Origin of the sequence: Chitinophaga sp. YIM B06452 (assembly GCF_039655965.1) — a bacterium.
GTDB lineage: Bacteria > Bacteroidota > Bacteroidia > Chitinophagales > Chitinophagaceae > Chitinophaga.
In genome coordinates this window covers 563923-583385 of the sequence record NZ_JAWLKY010000003.1, presented here as the reverse complement: position 1 = coordinate 583385, position 19463 = coordinate 563923, and the positions used below count along the sequence as shown (strand labels likewise).

The following is a 19463-nucleotide window of genomic DNA, read 5'->3' as shown; positions in this document are numbered from 1 at the left end:
ATCGACAATGATACGATCACTACTATATATAGCCATCGCCTGCGCGCTATTCACAATGGGTGCATGCGAAAAATTCCTTGACACGAAACTAAGTGACTCGCAGATAGATAGCGAGCGGGTATTTGAAAATGAAAAGAACGCTACTTCAGCTGTAACGGGGATGTACCGGACCATGGTGTCCGGCCCTTTTGCCGGCGGAGGATACGATGGATTAGGCGCGCTGACAGGGTTGTCTTCAGATGAGTTATCCAATGTATTCGATGATGCGGAATACAGGTATTTCCAGGAAAACCGCCTATTGGCCGAAGACGCGAAAGTATTTGCGTTATGGTCCGGAGCCTACCAGGCTATTTACCAGGCCAATGATATCATCGAGGGGCTCGCCAACGCTTCTCCGGTTGATTCCGATGTCAAAAGACAACTAAAAGGCGAAGCGTTATTCGTCCGCGCATTCTGTCATTTTTACCTGGTAAATCTTTTCGGGGATGTGCCATTGGTGACACAAACCGATTATAAACAAAATGCCCTGGTGACAAGAACTGCCACCACAACGGTATACGATCAAATCAAAAAAGACCTGGCAGAGGCGCAATCCCTGCTGCCGGAAGCCTATGCAGAAACGGAAAGAGTGCGGCCCAATAAAACCGCAGCTACCGCCATGCTGGCAAGGGTATATCTATACCTTGAAGATTGGCAGAATGCCATCCTTCAATCCAGCTCAATTCTGGATAATAACGGCAATTATTCACTGGCAACTCCCAATAATGTCTTTTTAAAGAACAGTACAGAAGTTATCTGGCAGCTATCTTCAGACGGCGGGGTCAATACCCAGGATGGCACCAGTTATGTAATGGCCTATGGCCCGGGCTATGGTTCAAAAGTTGTCAGCCGTAAGCTACTAGACGCGTATGAAACAGGCGATGCCCGGAAAGCGCAATGGGTAGGCATTTATAACGACGGCACACAGGATTACCACTACCCCTATAAATACAAAGCATTCGAATATGGCATGCCGATCACGGAGTATTTCGTAGTGCTGCGGTCCGCCGAACAATACCTGGTTCGTTCGGAAGCCCGTGCCCGCCAGGGAGATATCGCAGGCGCTATTGCCGATCTCGACATGATCAGGGAGCGTGCAGGCATTCCGTTGATAGCGGACATCAACCCTGGAATTTCACAGGATGACCTGCTACTTGCCATCGAAAAAGAAAGATGGCTGGAATTATTCACTGAATGGGGGCACCGGTGGTTCGACCTGAAAAGGACCGGCCGCGCCATAGCAGTTTTATCAGCCGTTAAACCGGGTATCACGGCGGAAGACCTGCTATATCCTGTTCCTCAAAGCGAATTCGACAAGAATCCAAGGCTCGGCGACCAGAACGACGGCTATTAGCGATTCATCATTTAAACAGGTTAAAATAAAATTCAACTATGACAGTAAGGATCAAAGCCCTACAGGCAGTGCTATGCCTGGTAGTTTCACTTTCAGCGGAAACTGTTTCCGCTTCCGGAAAGACCGATACCATTCCGCTGGACCCTGCGGTCAGGTATGGGAAACTGGAAAATGGATTTACTTATTATATCTGTCAAAATGAAATGCCGGCAGACAAAATTGAACTGGCATTCATCGTCAAAGCAGGTTATTTTCAAGCCGACAGCGACCAGGCGCATCTTCCGCATGTGCTGGAACATGCTGTATTGGGAAAAACCAGGAACATACCCAGCATAATGGGATTCCTGAAAAATAAAGGCCTGGCTGTGGGCACGGATTTTAATGCTTCAACAGGCTATGCTATGACCAGGTACTGGATATCGGCAGACGCCCGAAAACACAACCTGCTGGCTGACGCCCTTTTTGCATTCCGCGAAATTGCTGCCAATGCAATGCTGGATGATGCAACCCTTGAGGCCGAAAGAGGAATTGTATTAAACGAGATAAATCATAACAGTGACGATGTATATTATGCAATAAAAATAGTTAACGACCCGCACTTTTATCTAAGCGGGCGTGATATTGAAAGTGTCAGGAACTTTAAATACGAATCACTAAGACGGTTTTACCGGGATTGGTACAGGCCCGATCTGCAGGCCATATCCATTATCGGAAACATTAACGTGGATTCAGTGGAGCATCTTGTAAAAGAACGGTTCAGCGACCTGCAAATGCCTGCCCGGCCAAGGCAATGGCATTCTTATACTTCACCACTATCCCCGGAAACAAATACGATCATACTGGATGACTGGCATATGCCTAACCAGATCTATGTGGAAATACTGAACCGCGATAAAGGATTTTATACACAAACGCCAGAGAATTACAAAAAGCAATTTAAAATTGATCTTATCAATGAAATGCTAAGACAACGCTTCAGCAATTTTGAGGCAAAAAATATCCAGCCTGCGACTACAATGTTCTGCCAGAACGCAACCCCGCTTTATTCGGCAGAAATCGACGCCCTTACCTTTGCTGCCATTCTCATTCCCGAAGGCAACAGTTTTTCTTTGACCAATACACTCGCACCGTTTATCAATGAACGTGAGCGCCTGGTAAAATATGGATTTACACAAAAGGAATTTCAGGCGGTCAAAAAAAGAATGGCACGTTCCGGCTTTACTTTACAGTGGCCGGAAAATTCAAAGGAAATACAAGCCCGAATCGATAATCATTTCCTTGGCAAGGATGCGGCGCCGGGAAAAAAATATATCGATTCGATAACGGTGGCTTTGATCACAAATATTTCCCTCGCCGAAATAAACAGCCAGTTTAAAACCTGGCTAAAAATGCCCCCGGATATCGTTATCAGGTCTTCGAAGGATACAAAGAAATACCTGCCTGCGCAGGAAACGGTGCCAAACCTTATGGACAAAATCGCCAAAAGTAAAATAGCGCCATACATCAGCCCGGATGAAACAACTTCCCTGCTATCTAAAAGCACAACCGATTCCCTGACCCGGCAAATGAGTGTTGTTGATAAAATAGCTATGCCTGAGATTGCAGCAACGAAAGTGATACTGAAAAATGGCGCTGCAATTATATTTAAACCTTTCAAACCGCAGGGGGTCCGATCAGATAAAATATTAATTACTGCATTCAGAGACCCCAACGCCAATAAACCCATTAAAGACTACTTTAATTATTTTATCGGCGAAACGCCTGTCCTGAATAGCGGTGTAGGTAATTTTACATGGAAGCAGATCGAAAAAACACTATCAAAATCTTCTTCTACCATCCGCCCTTTCCGAACCCAGAACGCAGAAGGGGTTAATATAGAGGTAACAGGGGAAAATATTGAACTGGCCATGCAGTTACTTTACCTGCACCTCACCTCTTCCCGCTACAATAAGAAAACATTTGACGTCATTAATCATTACACTTTCGTAGTTACAGGCGATTTTAACATGGATACGGTATTAACACAGGCAGGCAAATATATCGCAGGCATGCCGGCGGGCCCGGTGCGGACGCCCGTACTGGTTGACGCAGCCGCCCACGCAAATGGACCTGTGTTATACAAAACACTTGATTCGGTCAGCACTACATCCAATAGCGTTAAGCTGGAATTTGCCACTACATCACAACCGGACCTCAGAACAAAAGTGGAGCTATCGGTACTATGCCGTGTATTAGGCAATTTATTATTTACAAATATCAGGGAGAAGATGGGAATGGCTTATGCTATTATGGACCCTTCGGTTGTTTACCGTTCCCCGGGTAATGTTTCTATTATCTCCAACTTCTTCACTTCAGGGAATGCCGGCCTGGTGGCAGATTCCTCGATAGCGGTCATCAACCGGCTAATAGCCGAAGCGCCTTCGCCTGCTCTGACAGAAACAGCCAGGCGGCAGGAAATAACAGACAACCAGGCAAAAACTACCAGTAATGATTTCTGGCAGGAATATATAGTTGAACAATTGGCTACCGGCGGGAATCTGAATGAGATTTACCAGCGTATAGATATTGCCCGCACCATCGATGCAAAAACTATTCATGAAACGGCACGTAAATATTTAGTACCGAAGGAAACATGGCTCATTTCTTCTTCTAAAAACCCTGCCACGAAAAACATCCCAGTCAGGCCGGCCGAGGAAATAAACGATGCAGCCTGGCAAATTTTCAGCACATCTGCCGACAATGCGCAGCTGAATGCCGCACTTGCTGATATGACGCGGGTACTGGCTGATACAATCAATAAAAACAACCCCTATTTCATAGATACTTATGCGAACCTGTTATATAAGCTGAAGTTCCGGGAAAAGGCGATGGCAGCAGAGGCCAGGGCATTGAATATCGTTTCCGTTAAACGAAGCGTGATATCCGATCTCGCCCTGAACCTATACAAAATGAAAACCGGCCAGCCCACCTGGAATAAAGAAAATAAATACCTGGAAGACCATCAGGCATGGACAAATGTACAATCGAACCTGTCCCATATTGCTTCACGGGCATCGGATAGCATCATCGCCGTGGCTAAAATGAAATACGCCAGGGAAAAAGATTCCGCCATGTATGTGAAGAAGCTGATTGAATACCTCAGCGCCTTCAAACCGTTTGCCTCACCGAACGATTACAATAACCGTGCTTATGATATTTATCTCTTTTCTTCCGATCCGGCAGCGTTAAAAACTGCGCTGGCATATAGCCAGCTATCGTTGAAGGATTCAGCGGCCAACCCCAGCCTTTTCGCCTTCTATGATACCTATGCCGGTATTTTATTTAAACTCGGGAAAAAGAAACAGGCGATCGCTGCCCAGCAACAGGCAATATCGCTGGCTCCCAAAGCAGACAAAGCAGCGCTGATGCAAACCCTGGAGCGCTTCAAAGGCAGGTAAAAAACTCAGCCCATGTACTGATTACTGGAATAATAATGCCCGGCCATCTTCATGGCCGGGCATTTTCTATACAATCAAATCTCCGGTGAAAACTACTTCTTCCCAAAGGGCAACACCCTCCCGATCGTCCCTTTTATCAGCGTCTTCGCGATCCCCGTCGTGAGCTGTATCGCCCCGGTTACTGCCATGTTCATCAGCTGCTCGCCGGATTGTTTGTCTAACCGGAAAGAAGGTGGCGGGTTGTTTTCATCCACCATGCGCACGCCGCTCATGGTGGCGCGGTAGGAGGCGGTGCCGGGGTAATACATGGCAATGTCGTCGCTGATGTATTTTTCCAGTTTATCAAAATCATGGCGTTCGAGTTCATCCACCGGGCAGCAGTCCTGGCGGTCTTTCGGGCGCATGATGAGCGGGTATGGGTCGCAGGCCTGTATCATGAAGAGCGCGGCGCGGTCTATGTACAATTCGCTTTCGCCGTTTTCCTGGTATACGGCAATGTAGCAGGTAATGCGCGGCCTTTCGGCGGTCACTCTGACTGACATATGCACCCATTCATCTACTGCGGCGGCTTCCACCCATTTAATATCTTCCGAAACGGGATTGGTGCCGCCCGTGGGATCGATGCCGATCCTGGCTACGCCCCTGCTGCGGGTGGGCAGGTGATAAAAAGCGGTGAATTCGTAATCCCAGCCGGTGTTCGCACAAATACTTTGCCGTATGCCCGCAATCCCGGAGCCTTCGATCACCACGCCCTGCGCGCGCTGCCCATCGCGGCAGATGAATTCGTCGGGGATAAAATATGCGGCTTTGAACGGCGGCACATGAGAGTTTTCCGGGTCCATGATGAGCACAGGCGAAGCGAAGGGCTGCCATTCGTTGGCCACGATGGCATCTTCCTGGGTATTGCGCGCTTCTTTCTGCGGTTTATAGCGGAAGCCGTCCTCGAAATTCGCATTCTGCAGTTCGGTAACGGTAATGAGGGAATATGCTGTACCGGTGCCGCCATCATCGTCCTGCACGGTCACCTTGGCCACGTAATTGCCTTTGCAGGTGTATACATGCGATGCGGAAGCGATGCCCACGCCCTGCGGGGATTTGTTCTTCTCACGGATGGTCGCCATTTTGATATGCCCGTCCCCGCAATCCCAGGTGCCTACATGCGAGTCGCACCAGCCGGCGTCTATAAATACTGCATCGAGGCGAACGGGCTGGTTTTTGAGCACGCAGAGGCGTTTGTAGGTGTATACTTTCGGGGCTACGTTCACCACGTTCACGGTCATCACAGCTTCTCCCACGCCGCCGGCACTGTCCTGCACGAGGAGGCGCACGGTATAGGAGCCATTATCGCACCAGGCGTGTTCTGCGCTGGCAGTGCCCTGCGCCTGCGGTTCGTTGTTGGTTTCGGTGACTACCAGCGTTTGCGGGACGGTGTTGTCGCCGAAATCGATGACGGCTTTATGGGTATCCAGCCAGTTATCGTCTGTGAAGGCGGCTTTCAGCGTTACCTTCTGCCCTTCTTCGATGGTGATCACGGGTGTTTCGAAATGCACGACCGGCGCAACGTTCTTCACATTCACGCGGGTGTAGTGCCTGGTGGTGGCGCCGCCGCTTTCGTCTACCTGTATCTGCACGCGGGCCACGTACACCCCGCTCCTGCCGAAGCGGTGAGACACGTTGCGCAGGTTGAAGGATGCGCCGTCTCCCGCCAGCCAGAGGGCTTTTGAAGTAGGTTTGTCCGCCCCGCCGTTGAAGTTCACAAAAGCGTTGCCGGTAACGTTGTACGGGCCATGCGAGCGGGCCATGTCTTCGGAAGTGAGCGCGAAAGTGCTGGTGACGATCATGTTACCGGCAAATACAAGACCACTGGGCTCAATGATGACGGGATTTTCGAAACGCGCCTGCACATTGCCGATCGCATCCAGGCTGCCGGGCCACGCGCCGATGCCGGTCACTTTGCCGGATTCATCTTTCGCCACCACGCCGCCGATCTTGGAAGCGATGCTTTCCACGACGGCCATGATGATGAGGCCGATGATCAGCCCGATCACGCCAAAGGTGAGGAAGCCCAGGAAAGCTACCAGCAGCCAGGCTCCCGCGCCAAGGTCCACATCGGGATCGCCTTTCAGCTCATGCTCCAGCATCTGCGTGCCGTCAGGTTTATCGGCCCATTTGAGCCCGACGCGCTGGTCGAAGCCGGCGTCGATGTCTATGCTGTCCAGTACGGCGTCTACGATGGTCACTTCGCCGTTTACCTCCAGTTCGCCGGTATGCAGGACCAGGCCGAGACTGTTGAGTTTTACGGTCTTGCCTTCTACTTTTTCGTCCAGCGTGGTGGGCAGTGAGCCGTATTGGTCGGCCACGGTCTTATTGAATTCCTGCCGCACTTTGGCTTCGCTGGTGGCAATGGCAAAATCGCGCCCGGCGGGCACAAAGCTGGTCACCGCCCCGGGGTTGCCGCCACCGCCGCCGTTGATGCAGAGCGCGAAACCGTCGCTATAGGCCTGCGGGGTGACGTCGTTGATGGTCGTGGTGCCGGTGGGGTCTTCCACTTTCCATATCTGTATCTTTTGCCGCGCTACCAGTTCATCGCGCACGCGGGCGGCAATGAAACCTTCTATCTGCGCCATGGTGGGCACAAACACGTCTACATCGCCAAAGGCGTGAAGCGGGCCGGCGGCGGCGGTGCTGAAATTTGTTTTGATGAGGTTTTCCAGGTCGTAACCGCCAATGGAGGCTGCCGTTTTATTGGAAGTATAGTTGCTGCCTCAGTGCCGGGCGCGGGCGTTACATTTTCAAGCGTTACGGTGGCGGTGGAGGTTTTCACGAGGATGCGGTCTGCCGTCTCCGTGTATTCCGCCAGCATCACGGCTTTCCCGGTTATGCCCATCGGCGTTGCCAGTTCAAACCCGCCGAAGCTGCCGGTGATGTCGTAAAAACGGAGGTAACAGGGAATGTTGACCTTCACATGCCCGGGGTCCGGTTTTTCGATGGTGATCTTGCGGGCGGGGTTATTCACATCGTCGTACAGCTCGGTATGTACTTTCATGCTGAACGGCCCGAAGCTGATGGTGGGGTCGGGTGTGATCTGCGAAGGGATGGCGCCTTCCTGGTATTTCTTATGCACAAATTCTTCGATGGCGGCGGTGGTAATGGGCGCAATGGGATCTCCGCTGGTGATGGCCACGCTCACCGCGTCTGCCGGCATGGCCGTGAAATCCGCGCCCACTTCATGATTGGCGGGGTTGGTCTCGCGGATGGGTACGCGCACACGCACGTCCGCTGTAATATCGAACAGCTTGGCAGCGTCTATGGGCGGGTTGGCGATCTCGATGTGGTTGATGGTACCGAGCTTGATGCGCACGCCGTTTACGCCGGTGTCCATTTCAAGATCGAGCTGCTCTTTGGGGATCTGCACATGCCCGCTGGCCACCTGGTAGGGGCCGAAGCTGATGGTGTTGGGGATATTCACGTATTCGGGTATCACACCGGGGCCGCTGGCGTCGCCGCCAGATTTCCATGCGGCCAGCAGCAATTGTTTCAGGGCAGGAACGGTAAGTTCCGCGATCACTTCAAAACCATGCGTGTTTGCCATTTGAAGGGGTTTTATCGGGATTATACATGCCACGGAACGTAGTGTTTCGCGGTTTGGGGTTTATGCATTTTTCCGCCGAAGTTCGTCATTGCGAGAAGCCGCAGAGCCAGAGCGGGAGGGCGACGAAGCAATCTCCTTCATTGAATCGACGTACTTCAGGCCTTGGAGGAGATTGCTTCGTCGCGCTTCCTGTCGCACAGAATTTCTTGCAGCTCCTCGCAATGACGAACTTTATCACGACAATTCAACACTATCATTTCACTTTCCCGTTCGCGCGGTTCATCCTGAAGCTGATGCTGCGCAGGGGAAGCTTATCTTTTTGTTTTACGAATGCCTCGGCCACGCTCTTTTCCGCCAGCCGGGGATGTGTAGCCTCCAGTTTCCGGAATTCCAGCAAAGGCGCTATTACGGCGTGTTTGGAGCTGTATTTTTCCAGCGGGTCTATCACTTTGCCGCCGGTTACTTTCACGGGTTGCTTCACGCTGTGCAGGATGGCGTCCACTTCTTCTTTCGGCAAAGCGAGTTTATCCGGGCCCGCTGCCTTTGCCCGGGCGGTTTCTGCTTTGGGCTTGCCGGCTTTTACATCCGGCGAAGCGGCTGCTTTGGATAATACGGCGGAGAGATTTTGTTGCAGCACGGCGGCATCGCGGAGGTCGAAGGGTTTGCCAGCGGCGGCAAATATCTGTTCCTTCAATGTCTCCACTTTCGCGGCACCTGCCTTACCGAAACGCACATGCGCTTCAATTTCTTCCCTGGCTGCCGGGCTGAAGGAATAACCTATCTTTTCCAGCGCCAGCAAGGGATTGGCGAGGGCAAGCACAGTAAGCGAAGGGTCTTTGCCATGTTGTTCGAGGATACGCGGCATCTGCTGTTGCAATTCTTTCAGGGAGGAAATCTTTCCTTTTTCCATAAGAAATGATTTAAAATTTGGGGCGATAAAACAATTCGAATACGCAGTACCTTATGCTGATGATTTGGGGCTCGGAGTAATACATCAAATTTAAGGAAAAGCGCCGATACTGCATGTTATTTTTCGTAAATTCGGTTATAAACTGACCCCATGAAATGGCATGTAACCCCGCAGTACGATACAGACGTACTGGTTATAGGCGGCGGCCCGGCGGGCGCTTCCTGCGCTTATCACCTGGCCGCACAGGGCATTCAAGTTACCATACTGGACTATCAGCCATTCCCGCGCGACAAAGTATGCGGCGATTTTGTAGGCCCCGTTGCCATCCGCGAACTGGCAGGCATGGGCATTGATCAATATGAAACATTCCGCAAAACGAACGTCATCACCCAGGCCGCGCTTTACCTGGACGGGAAGCCCATGATCACGAAGAACATCCCGCGGGTAAACGGCATACCGGACCATGGCCGCGTGATACCGCGCATGGAGCTGGACGAATGGATACTGCAGGCCGCGTTAAAGAAAGGCGCAAAGCTGGTAGCCGGCAGGTTGCAGGATTACCAGGTGTTCAGCAATGGCGTGCTGGCGCATCATAAAAAAGGTTCATTGTTTGCCAAACTCATTGTAGGCGCAGACGGCAGCAGTTCTACCGTAGCGCGCATACTGACGGGCAGCAAGCCGCAGGCGGAAGACCGGATACTGGCCGTGCGCGCTTATTATAAAAACGTGAAGTGCGTGGCAGACCAGGCCGAACTGTATTTCACCTCCCTCAGCTTTCCCGGTTATTACTGGTTCTTCCCTACCGGCCCCGATACTGCAAATGTAGGCGTAGGTATGGTACAGGAAAATTTCCCGCAGCAGGAAGTGAACCTGAAACAACTCTTGCTGGAGCTTATCGAAAAAGACCCCGCGCTGAAAGCAAAGATCGGCGATGGCGAACTGGAAGATAAAGTAGCGGGCTGGCCGCTGGCCACTTACAACCCGGCTCATCCCAAGATCGCGGACCGGCTGGTGCTGGTGGGCGATGCAGCAGGACTGATCAATGCGCTCAACGGCGAAGGCATCCAGTACGCCACGCTCAGCGGCCGCTGGGCAGCGGAGGCCATTACGGAATGTTTCCGGCAGCAGCAATTCAACGAAGCCGCCTTGGCCCCATACAAAAAGAAGATCGTGGACGAGCTGGGATTTGACATGTCCCTATCCAACACCCTCATCCAGTTCATCCGCAACCGCAACCTGAACCCACTGTGGCTGAAGCTGCTGGACATCATCGTGCAGAAGGCGCGGAAAGATGATGAATATGCGGACGTTGCAGGCGGCATACTTGCAGGCCTTAAACCCGCCAACGAAGCCATGAGCGCGTCTTTCATCGGCAAAAGCATCACACAGGGCGTGCATACCCTCGCGGCTGACGCATTCCGCGAAGCGGCCAAAGGCCCGGGCAGCATTACACGGCTGGCATGGGGCGGCATGGTGTTCGGCATGCAAACGGCCGGCGATGTGATGCAGCATCCGAAGGATTATATCAGCTGGGGAAAAGGCATTCTCAGTAATTCCTTCCAGCTGGCCGGCCATGTGTGGAAAGACATGGGAAAGTGATTCAATAATCGCGGTTGATCATATACAGGATCATGCTTTCAATAAACTGTTTGTCCTCCGAATCGGGCATGTGGCCGAACACGGTGTAGAATTCTTTCAACGCCGCGCCCGCCAGGTTCTGCGCGTTTCTGCGGCCATATGCGATGCAGTCGTATTTCTTCATCATCTTCATGACCCATTCCGTTTCATCCGGCGTGCGAAGGGTGCGTTTTTTCGCAAGGTATGCCTCCAGTTGCTGTTTCTCTCTCGGGCTACAGGTGTTCAGCAGGTGTATCAGCATCAGCGTGCGCTTGCCTTCCAGCACATCACCGCAAATTTCTTTCCCGTATTTATCCTGGTCGCCGATCAGGTTCAGCAGGTCGTCCTGTATCTGGAACGCCGCGCCGAGGTAATACCCGAAGCGGTTGAACACATCCGGGTCTGCCGCGCCGCCTGAACCAATGATAGCACCGATCCGCAGCGGATGGATGCAGGTGTACCAGCATGTTTTTTTGAGGATCATGCGGAGGTAATCGTCTTCTTTCAGGTCGCAGAGATTATCCTGCCGCCAGCCCAGCTCCATGGCCTGGCCTTCCACGCTTTCCAGCACCATGTGCTCAATTTCTGAGAACACCTGCCAGGTGAGGCCGGGGCCGAGGGTGAAAATGTTGTGCATGAGCGGTTTGATGCTGAGCACGTTCATCGCGTCGCCTACGTTGATGGCTATGGGAATGCCGTGTGCGGCGTGCATGGTAGGGCTGCCGCGGCGGTCGTCGCTTTCATCCTCGATGTCGTCGTGCACAAGGAAGGCGTTATGGAACAATTCCAGCGCAATGGCGGAATTCATGGCCTCGCCCGTGGTGCCGCCGTAGATGTTGCAGGCGGCAAGGCACAGCCCGGGCCTGAAACCTTTACCGCCGCGTTTGGGGTAAAGCGTCACCAGGTCGTAGAGGTACTTTTTTGGCTCGCGGTCCGGGATGAGATCTATCAGGGTTTTGAGGCTGAGGTCCCGGTACGCGCCCAGCCTGGTCAGGAATTGTTCCTGTATGTCTGTGGAGAGCATGCGTTTAAACTACTTTCACCAGCAGGGTGGCTTTAAGATTGGCCACGTTCTTCCCTTGTATGAAGCAGGTGTAAGAACCAGGCTTCGCCCCGTCGGGCACATTGATGGCGATCTTCACGCTGCCGTTGCTGCCGGGCTGCAATACGAGGGGGTTGGGCGTGTAGGTAATGGCTGCCGCATCGATCTGGTTGTTGGAAGCGTCCAGCAGTGCGGTGTTGGTGAACTCGATGGTCTTCACCTCCGTTTTGCTGTCGTTTTCCAGCGTGATGGGCACTTCCAGCGCCTCGCCTGCTTTCAGGTCTTTGGGAGCATGGATCAGCGGGATCTGTACGGGGTCTTCCGCCTGCGGGGCTTCGCCTGTACCGCCGCCCTGCTTGATGTTGATGATGCGGGAAGTAAGGCTGCCTACGTTCTTCACGGCAATGGTCGTAAAGTCGATCAGCAGGTCTATCACATCATGCGCATCCTGCCGGAAGCGGGTAAGCAGCTCTTCTTTGTTGCCGCCGCGCAGCTTCTGCACGTCGGTGAGCTTGCCTTCGATCTGTTTGGCGGCCACAATGCCGCGCGCAATCTCCTCTTCGAGGATGTTGGCGGCTTTCAGCACTATTTTGGAAGCACTGTCCACGATATTGCCCAGCCCTTCGAACTGGATGCCGGTGGAGGGGGCGCTTTTTTCGGGTGCAGATGTTGCCGCAGCGGGCTCTGCCGCCTTTTGCTTCGCTTTTGCGGGCATATGGGGTATGTTTTTGGGGGAATTGAACGATATACTGCTAACCTACGGGATTCGTGGGAACATGCGTTGCAGGGCCTCCGGGATTAGGATTGTCATTCGGTTTGTCGTTGTTGTCGCGGCAATTGAACAGCCGGGTCACGCCCCTGATCACGATCTCGGCGAAAGGCTGCCCCAGCAGGTTGATGCCGATACGGTAGTTGCTTTCCGCGCAAATGGGCTCGCATAACTTGATACATAAAGGAACGGCCTGCCCCTGGTTGTGCAGCATGCTTACCTGTAATGGTTTTTCGTTGAAAAGGTGCTCCAGCCGGGCGGCTCCCTCTTTTGGCCACTCAACAATGTGGACATTGTGGTCTTCTGCCATGGTAAGAAAATTTTGAGGTTAATGGATCTTTGGTGGTTACTGTACCAAATTTAACTAAATAATCGCATGCAAAAAACAATTGCAGGTTAATTCTTCCGGCCGGTTTTACCCGGATTACCGTAATTTTGCAGGATGAACACCGATATCACCCATATTTTACCTCCAGACTTCTCCCCCGCCAGCCGGGTTTGGATATACCAGAGCAACCGCCCTTTTTCTGCCCATGAAGCGGCTGAAATAGAGGAACAGCTGCACCAGTTCACCGAACAATGGAACACCCACGGAACGCCCGTAAAAGGCTGGGGCCGCCTGCTGTTCGACCAGGTGATCGTGCTGATGGCGGACGAAACTGAGGCCGGCGTAAGCGGTTGCAGTACAGACAGCTCCGTGCGGATCATCAAAAGCATGGAAAGGCAGTACAATGTGAACCTGTTCGATCGCCTGGCGCTGGGCTTTATCGTGAAGGAGAACCTGCAATTGCTGCCTATGGCGCAGGTCGGTTATGCGCTGGAAAAAGGTTACATCACCGCCGATACCCTTTATCTCAACAATACCGTGCAAACGAAGGGCGAACTGGAGAAACACTGGCTGGTGCCGCTGAAAGAAAGCTGGCTCGCCGCCAAACTCGGGCTGCATGCTTACTAAAAGAAATTTCCTACGCAGGTGTATCATACCCTGCTTCAGAAAGGGTGCATCGGAATCCGTTGCACCCTTTCTTTTTTGCCCTGCTTCATCATAAAATAATAATTGGCGGCTTGTGGAAAGTTTTATTAATTTGGGTCATCACTCTATATATCAATCAAGATCCGCGAAGAAATAATATTGCGTTAATATTTGCCACCGAACAATTCTATACTTTTCCGGCATGATGAATGAGGAAGCGCTCCACCAATATTTCCGCCAGGTCTGTGACGACAATGACCAGGACGCTTATAACGAGCTGTACAAAGGGCTCTGTTCGCGCCTGATCCACTTCTCCGCCGCCATTACGGGCAGCTGGCACCTTGCTGAAGAGATCGTGTCGGACGTATTCATCATGCTCTGGCGCAAACGCGCCCAGCTTGCCGGGGTAGCCAATCCTGTCGTATATCTCTATGTATGCACGCGCAACCAGAGCGTGAACGCCCTGCGCCAGCAGCGCAGGCACCAGCATATGAGCCTGGACCACCTGGATACCGAAGCCTTTGCCATCAGTCCCGATACCGAACAGAACATGCTGTCTGCCGAAGTGACCCAAAAGATAGAATCCGCCATCCGCAGTCTCCCTACCCGCTGCCAGCTTATATTCCGGCTGGTAAAGCAGGATGGCCTGAAATACAAGGAAGTGGGCGAACTGCTGCAGATCTCCCCCAAAACGGTAGACGCCCAGCTGGCCATTGCCGTGAAAAAGATCGCCGAGGCCATCCGCCTGGACATGACGGCAGACACGGCCCAATCCTACCTTTTCCGCTGATCAGAAAAAAAATTTCAAATCCCTTAGGGAATTCCCTTCCCTTTAATTGTCCTGTTACTATGATGCATGATAAGATCTGGAACCTGCTGGCCAAAAAAATGGCGGACCAGTTGCCTCCCGAAGAGGAAACGGAGCTGGAACGCCTGTTGCAGCAGCATCCTGACGCTTCCTATATCAAGGAAGTACTGATGCAGCCCTGGAAAGATAAACACAAGCCCTTTACGCCCGAAGAAACGGAGCTGGCGCTGCAACGCCACCAGGAAAGGTTGCAGGCCGCGATGGAGCATGAAGAAGAAGAGCCTGAACCGGAAACGGGCCGCGTAAGGCGGATGATATTGCGCATCAGCGGCGTGGCAGCAGCGCTGGCCCTGGCCTTTTATATCGGCTACGCCGTTTGGCCGCAGCGGCGTGTTTCAGCCGAGGCAGCACTGCAGCAGATGGTCACCCGCCAGGGCTCCCGTTCGCAGATCAAACTGCCCGACGGCACCAGCGTATGGCTCAATGCCGGCAGCCAATTGGACTACCCGAAGCAGTTCACCGGCCAGTACCGCGAAGTGACCCTGCTGGGAGAAGCTTTCTTTGACGTGGCGCAGGATGCGGAGCATCCCTTTATCGTAAAGACCAAAACCTTTTCCATCAGGGTACTGGGCACCACCTTCAACGTGCGCGCCTACCCGCAGGAAGAGAACGCCGTTACTTCGCTCGTGAGCGGTGTAGTAGAAGTGGTGATGGATAAAAACACCGTCCGCCTGATGCCCAACGAAAAGCTCAGCATATCCACGCTGCAAACCATGAGCAGCGGGGAGGCAGCCGAAAATGCGGGAAGCATTTCAGCCGCCGCGCCTGTTGTAAAATCCACCCTCACCGAAGTGACAGACAGCGTGATGGCAGAAACGGCCTGGGTGCAAAACAAGCTGGCCTTCAAAAAGCAGCCGCTCGAAAAAGTGGCCGTCATGCTGGAACAATGGTATGGCGCGGATATCCGCTTTAAGGACGAGGCGAAGAAACAATTATATTTCTCAGGCGTGTTCGAAGAAGAAGACCTCTCAGACGTGCTGAGGGCGCTGGAACTGACAGGTTCATTTCATTTTAAGAAAGACGCGGAAGGCGTTATCTGGATAGAGTAGCAGGCTCAGTAAACAGGAATTGAACATTTAAACAAAGTGCCAATGGCATAGACCTGCACAGGCAGGATCAGCAAAAACTATTTTTCATTTTCAGGCAATGAAGCCATAAAAAAACGGGAAATGTTCGCACCATTCCCCGTGTAATACCGGCTAATGACATTGCTATGCTTGTACATGAACTAATCATCAATTAACCGACAATTTCAAAGGTATGAAAAAAAACCTAGTGGTGAGTTGGCTTCCACCCCGGCGAAGCCTTAAAAAACTACTCCTTATTATGAAGCTCTCCGCGATCATCGTTTTTGTTGTATGCATGCAGGCTAGCGCCTCCGTACGCGGGCAGAACACGATTTCCGTCAAATTATCCCGCACAAACCTTGAAAAAGCATTTTCGCTTATCGAGCTTACATCGCAATACCGTTTTGTGTACAACGATGACCACCTGCCGCTGAACAGCAGGGTGACGCTGGATGCGAAGAACTGGCCCATCAGCAAAGTGCTGGACCAGATGCTGAGCAATACCACGCTCAGCTACCGCCTGATGCCGAACAACCTCATCGTGATAGCGCCTGCGGGCAACGAAAAGAAAGACGTGACCGCCCGCGGCAAGGTGACCAGCCCGGCCGGCGAACCGCTGCAAATGGTGAGCGTGCGCCTGAAGAATACTTCCATCGGCACCTTTACCAACGAAAAAGGCGAGTTTGAGCTGAAGAACGTGCCCGAAGAAGGCATTCTCGTATTCAGCTACATCGGCTACGAAACGCAGGAGCTGCCCATCAACGCGGGCTCTTCTATGCAGGTGAAGCTCGAGCCCACATCCAATTCCATGGAAGAGGTGATCGTAGTGGGTTACGGCACCCAGCGCAAGATCAACGTAACCGGCGCCATCGACCAGATAGGCGGCAAGCAGCTGGCAGAAAGGCCCATTGCCAACGTATTCCAGGGCCTGCAGGGCCTCAGCCCCGGCCTCAACATCACTTACCTCGGCGGCCAGCCCGGGCAAACGCCCAACATCAACGTGCGCGGATTTACGTCCATCAACGGCGGCTCTCCCCTCGTGGTCATAGACGGTATCGCTTCCGCGACGGATGACCTGCTGCGCCTCAATCCCGCAGACATCGCGTCCATTTCCGTATTGCGCGACGCAGCCTCCGCCGCCATTTACGGCGCCCGCGCGGCTTACGGCGTATTGCTGGTAACCACCAAAGAAGGCGCTTCCGGCGGCCGGCAGGTGCTTTCCTACAGCAACTACTTCGCCCTGTCGCGCCTCACCGTGCTGCCCGTGCCCGTTACAGATCCCTACATCTACTCCCGCGTGCTTGAAACCTCTACAGACAACACGCCCTGGGATTACGTGAATTACAGCGACGAACATTATACCTGGGCCAAACAACGCTCCGAAGACCCCTCCATTCCCGAAGTGCGCGTAGACCCCAATGATCCCAACAAATGGGCTTATATGGGCAGCAACAACTGGAATGATTATTTCTTCAGCAAAACCAGCCCTTCAACGTACCATTCCATTTCCCTCAACGGCTCTGCCGAAAACGGCCGCAAGCTGCCGGTGGCGTACCTTTTAAGCGCCGACTATACGAAAGAGAACGGCCTTAACAAGCTCACCAAAGACGACTGGGACCGCTTCGGCCTGCGCAATAAACTGAACCTGAAACCGCTCAAATGGCTGAGCATCGATAACAATATCAACGTTTACCAGACGCGCAGAACGCAGCCCACTGTAAGTATCACCGACATCTATTACCTGCGCCCCACCGACGTGGCCAAGAACCCTGACGGCACCTGGGCCAACACCGGCGCGGGCGCCCTCGCGGCAAGGCTTACAGACGGCGGCGGCAGGCAGGATACGCGCTTCGGCTTCCAGAACATTGCCAAAGCCACTGCCTCCTTCCTGGACGGCGACCTGCAGATCACCGGCGATGCCAGCTTTAAACGCGAGCTGTGGAAATACCATTCCGACAGTAAAAAGTACACCATCGGCTATGGACCCAACGACATCCGCCAGGTGGGCGGCGCAGGCTCCGTGAGTGAGAACACCGGTACCATCAAGCACGATGTGTTCGACCTGTTCGCCAACTACAACAAAACCTTCGGCAAGCATGCCTTTAAGCTGCTGGGGGGTTACAACCAGGAAAGCTACAAATGGCTTCGGATGGATGTTACCCGTACCGGCGTTATTTCTTCCACCCTGCCTTACATCGGGCTAACCAGCGGCGAAGCCACCGTTACCGTGCCTTACAACAACGACTGGAACTATGCCATCCGCAGCTTCTTCGGCCGTGTGAACTACACCTTCAGCGAAAAGTATATCCTTGAGCTGAACGGCCGCTATGATGGTTCTTCCCGCTTCCCGGAAAGCAACCGCTGGGGCTTTTTCCCCTCTGTTTCCGCGGCTTGGGTCGCCAGCGAAGAATCATTCATCAAGAATAATATCCATGCCCTGAGCACGCTTAAACTGCGCGCTTCTTACGGTGACCTCGGCAACCAGAGCGTGGATTATTTCGGGTATATGCAGCTGTTCCCCCAAAGTAAGTCTCCTTACCTGATCGGCGGCAACTCCATTCCCGTGATCACGGGTTCTCCCTCGCTGGGGATAGATCCGCGTACCTACACCTGGGAAAAAGTGACCACTACCAACGTGGGCGGTGATGTAGGCGTATTGCAGGATAAATTACTCTTCGGCTTCGATTACTACGTGCGTAATACCAGGGGCATGCTCACCGCCGGCCAGGCGTTGCCGGCCGTGCTTGGCGTCAGCGCTCCCAAACAGAACGCTGCTGACCTTGCAACCAAAGGCTGGGAATTTTCCATCAACTACCGCGACAATGTGACCGTAGGCGGCAAACCGCTGAACTTCTCCATCCGCGGTATCCTGTCAGATTCCCGTTCCAGGATCACCAAATTCAAGAACGACCAGAAACTGCTGAACAACACCACCTATTACGAAGCACAGAAAGCGCCTACCGGGCAAAACAGTTATTATGAGGGCCAGGAGATCGGCGAGATATGGGGCCTTACGAACGACGGCGTGTTCAGAGACCAGGCTGAGATCAACAAGCTGGATCAGTCGGACCTCGTGCCCTGGGGCGCGATAGACGTGGTGCCGGGCTGGCCCAAATACAAAGACTTTGACGGCAACGGCAAGATCGAAAGAGGCTTCAGTGCGAACGATCCCAAAGACCTCCGCGTGATCGGCAACAGCGCCCCCCGCTACCGTTACGGCATCAACCTCGACCTGGACTGGAACGGCATAGACCTTTCCATATTCCTGCAGGGCGTCGGCAAAATGGATTATTACCCTCACCACTACCTGTATTGGGGCCCGTACCAGCAGCCTTATGCCAACGTTTACCCCTGGAACCTCGACTTTTACCGCGGCGAAGCCGATACCGATGCAGAGCGGGCCAAACACTCCGCCTCCTACATCGCGGCAGGGCTTGCAGACGCCAATCCCAACGCGTTCTTCCCCACGCTGCAATCGTGGCTGGCAGACAATAACTACACCAACAGCGGCGGCAGAACCGGGCTGGACCTTCCGCAGACCAAATACCTGCTGAACGCGGCCTACCTCCGTGTGAAGAACGTGACCATCGGCTACACGCTGCCCGCTTCCCTCACCAAACGTTACAAGATCAGCCGCCTGCGCCTGTTCGTAAGCGGTGAGAACATATTCGAGTTTTCATCCATCAAAAAATACCTGGACCCTGAATCCATCACCGACGGCTATGGCTGGGAATATCCCTACCAGCGTAAATACGCGGCCGGCCTGAACCTTGACCTGTAATGCGAAATGGATTT

The 19463-nt window shown here is 53.0% G+C and carries 13 protein-coding genes; 7 read left to right on the top strand and 6 right to left on the bottom strand.

All coding sequences use genetic code 11. The annotated features are described in order from the left end of the window. The first annotated feature begins 7 nt into the window (after positions 1-7). Both R3I13_RS19140 and R3I13_RS19135 read left to right on the top strand, forming a co-directional pair. Positions 8-1393, top strand: coding sequence for a RagB/SusD family nutrient uptake outer membrane protein (locus R3I13_RS19140; protein ID WP_346319570.1), 1386 nt, complete (start codon positions 8-10; stop codon positions 1391-1393). Positions 1394-1431: 38 nt separating this feature from the next. Then, positions 1432-4830, top strand: a complete 3399-nt coding sequence (locus R3I13_RS19135) for an insulinase family protein (RefSeq protein ID WP_346319569.1) — start codon at positions 1432-1434, stop codon at positions 4828-4830. Positions 4831-4922: 92 nt separating this feature from the next. Here R3I13_RS19135 and R3I13_RS19130 read toward each other — a convergent pair whose 3' ends face one another. From R3I13_RS19130 to R3I13_RS19120, 3 genes are all read right to left on the bottom strand, one after another. Continuing rightward, positions 4923-7457 carry a PKD domain-containing protein gene (locus R3I13_RS19130; RefSeq protein ID WP_346319568.1) on the bottom strand — a complete coding sequence of 845 codons (2535 nt, stop codon included), beginning with the start codon at positions 7455-7457 and terminating at the stop codon, positions 4923-4925. A 17-nt stretch (positions 7458-7474) separates the two neighbouring features. Then, positions 7475-8422 carry a hypothetical protein gene (locus tag R3I13_RS19125; RefSeq protein ID WP_346319567.1) on the bottom strand — a complete coding sequence of 316 codons (948 nt, stop codon included), beginning with the start codon at positions 8420-8422 and terminating at the stop codon, positions 7475-7477. Between the two features lie 253 nt (positions 8423-8675). Beyond that, positions 8676-9332, bottom strand: a complete 657-nt coding sequence (locus tag R3I13_RS19120; protein ID WP_346319566.1) for a hypothetical protein — start codon at positions 9330-9332, stop codon at positions 8676-8678. Positions 9333-9482: 150 nt separating this feature from the next. Here R3I13_RS19120 and R3I13_RS19115 point away from each other — a divergent pair, with 150 nt between their 5' ends. After that, positions 9483-10931 carry a geranylgeranyl reductase family protein gene (locus R3I13_RS19115; RefSeq protein ID WP_346319565.1) on the top strand — a complete coding sequence of 483 codons (1449 nt, stop codon included), beginning with the start codon at positions 9483-9485 and terminating at the stop codon, positions 10929-10931. Position 10932: 1 nt separating this feature from the next. Here R3I13_RS19115 and R3I13_RS19110 read toward each other — a convergent pair whose 3' ends face one another. From R3I13_RS19110 to R3I13_RS19100, 3 genes are read right to left on the bottom strand one after another with little or no spacing between them, the layout of a single operon-like run. Continuing rightward, positions 10933-11973: a polyprenyl synthetase family protein gene (locus R3I13_RS19110; protein ID WP_346319564.1), complete on the bottom strand. Its 1041-nt coding sequence runs from the start codon at positions 11971-11973 to the stop codon at positions 10933-10935. A 4-nt stretch (positions 11974-11977) separates the two neighbouring features. Further along, the gene (locus R3I13_RS19105) at positions 11978-12706 is read right to left on the bottom strand and encodes a hypothetical protein (protein WP_346319563.1); all 729 of its coding nucleotides are present in this window, start codon (positions 12704-12706) and stop codon (positions 11978-11980) included. A 37-nt stretch (positions 12707-12743) separates the two neighbouring features. Continuing rightward, positions 12744-13070: a hypothetical protein gene (locus R3I13_RS19100; RefSeq protein ID WP_346319562.1), complete on the bottom strand. Its 327-nt coding sequence runs from the start codon at positions 13068-13070 to the stop codon at positions 12744-12746. Positions 13071-13202: 132 nt separating this feature from the next. Between R3I13_RS19100 and R3I13_RS19095 the strand changes: the two genes are divergently transcribed. The 4 genes from R3I13_RS19095 to R3I13_RS19080 all read left to right on the top strand — a co-directional run bounded on the left by R3I13_RS19095 (position 13203) and on the right by R3I13_RS19080 (position 19449). Beyond that, positions 13203-13715 (top strand): hypothetical protein, encoded by a 513-nt coding sequence (locus R3I13_RS19095; protein WP_346319561.1) that lies wholly within the window; start codon positions 13203-13205, stop codon positions 13713-13715. A 220-nt stretch (positions 13716-13935) separates the two neighbouring features. Continuing rightward, positions 13936-14523: an RNA polymerase sigma-70 factor gene (locus R3I13_RS19090; protein WP_346319560.1), complete on the top strand. Its 588-nt coding sequence runs from the start codon at positions 13936-13938 to the stop codon at positions 14521-14523. Between the two features lie 59 nt (positions 14524-14582). Then, positions 14583-15650: a FecR domain-containing protein gene (locus R3I13_RS19085; protein WP_346319559.1), complete on the top strand. Its 1068-nt coding sequence runs from the start codon at positions 14583-14585 to the stop codon at positions 15648-15650. A 277-nt stretch (positions 15651-15927) separates the two neighbouring features. Next, positions 15928-19449, top strand: coding sequence for a SusC/RagA family TonB-linked outer membrane protein (locus R3I13_RS19080; protein WP_346319558.1), 3522 nt, complete (start codon positions 15928-15930; stop codon positions 19447-19449). The last annotated feature ends 14 nt before the right edge of the window (positions 19450-19463 follow it).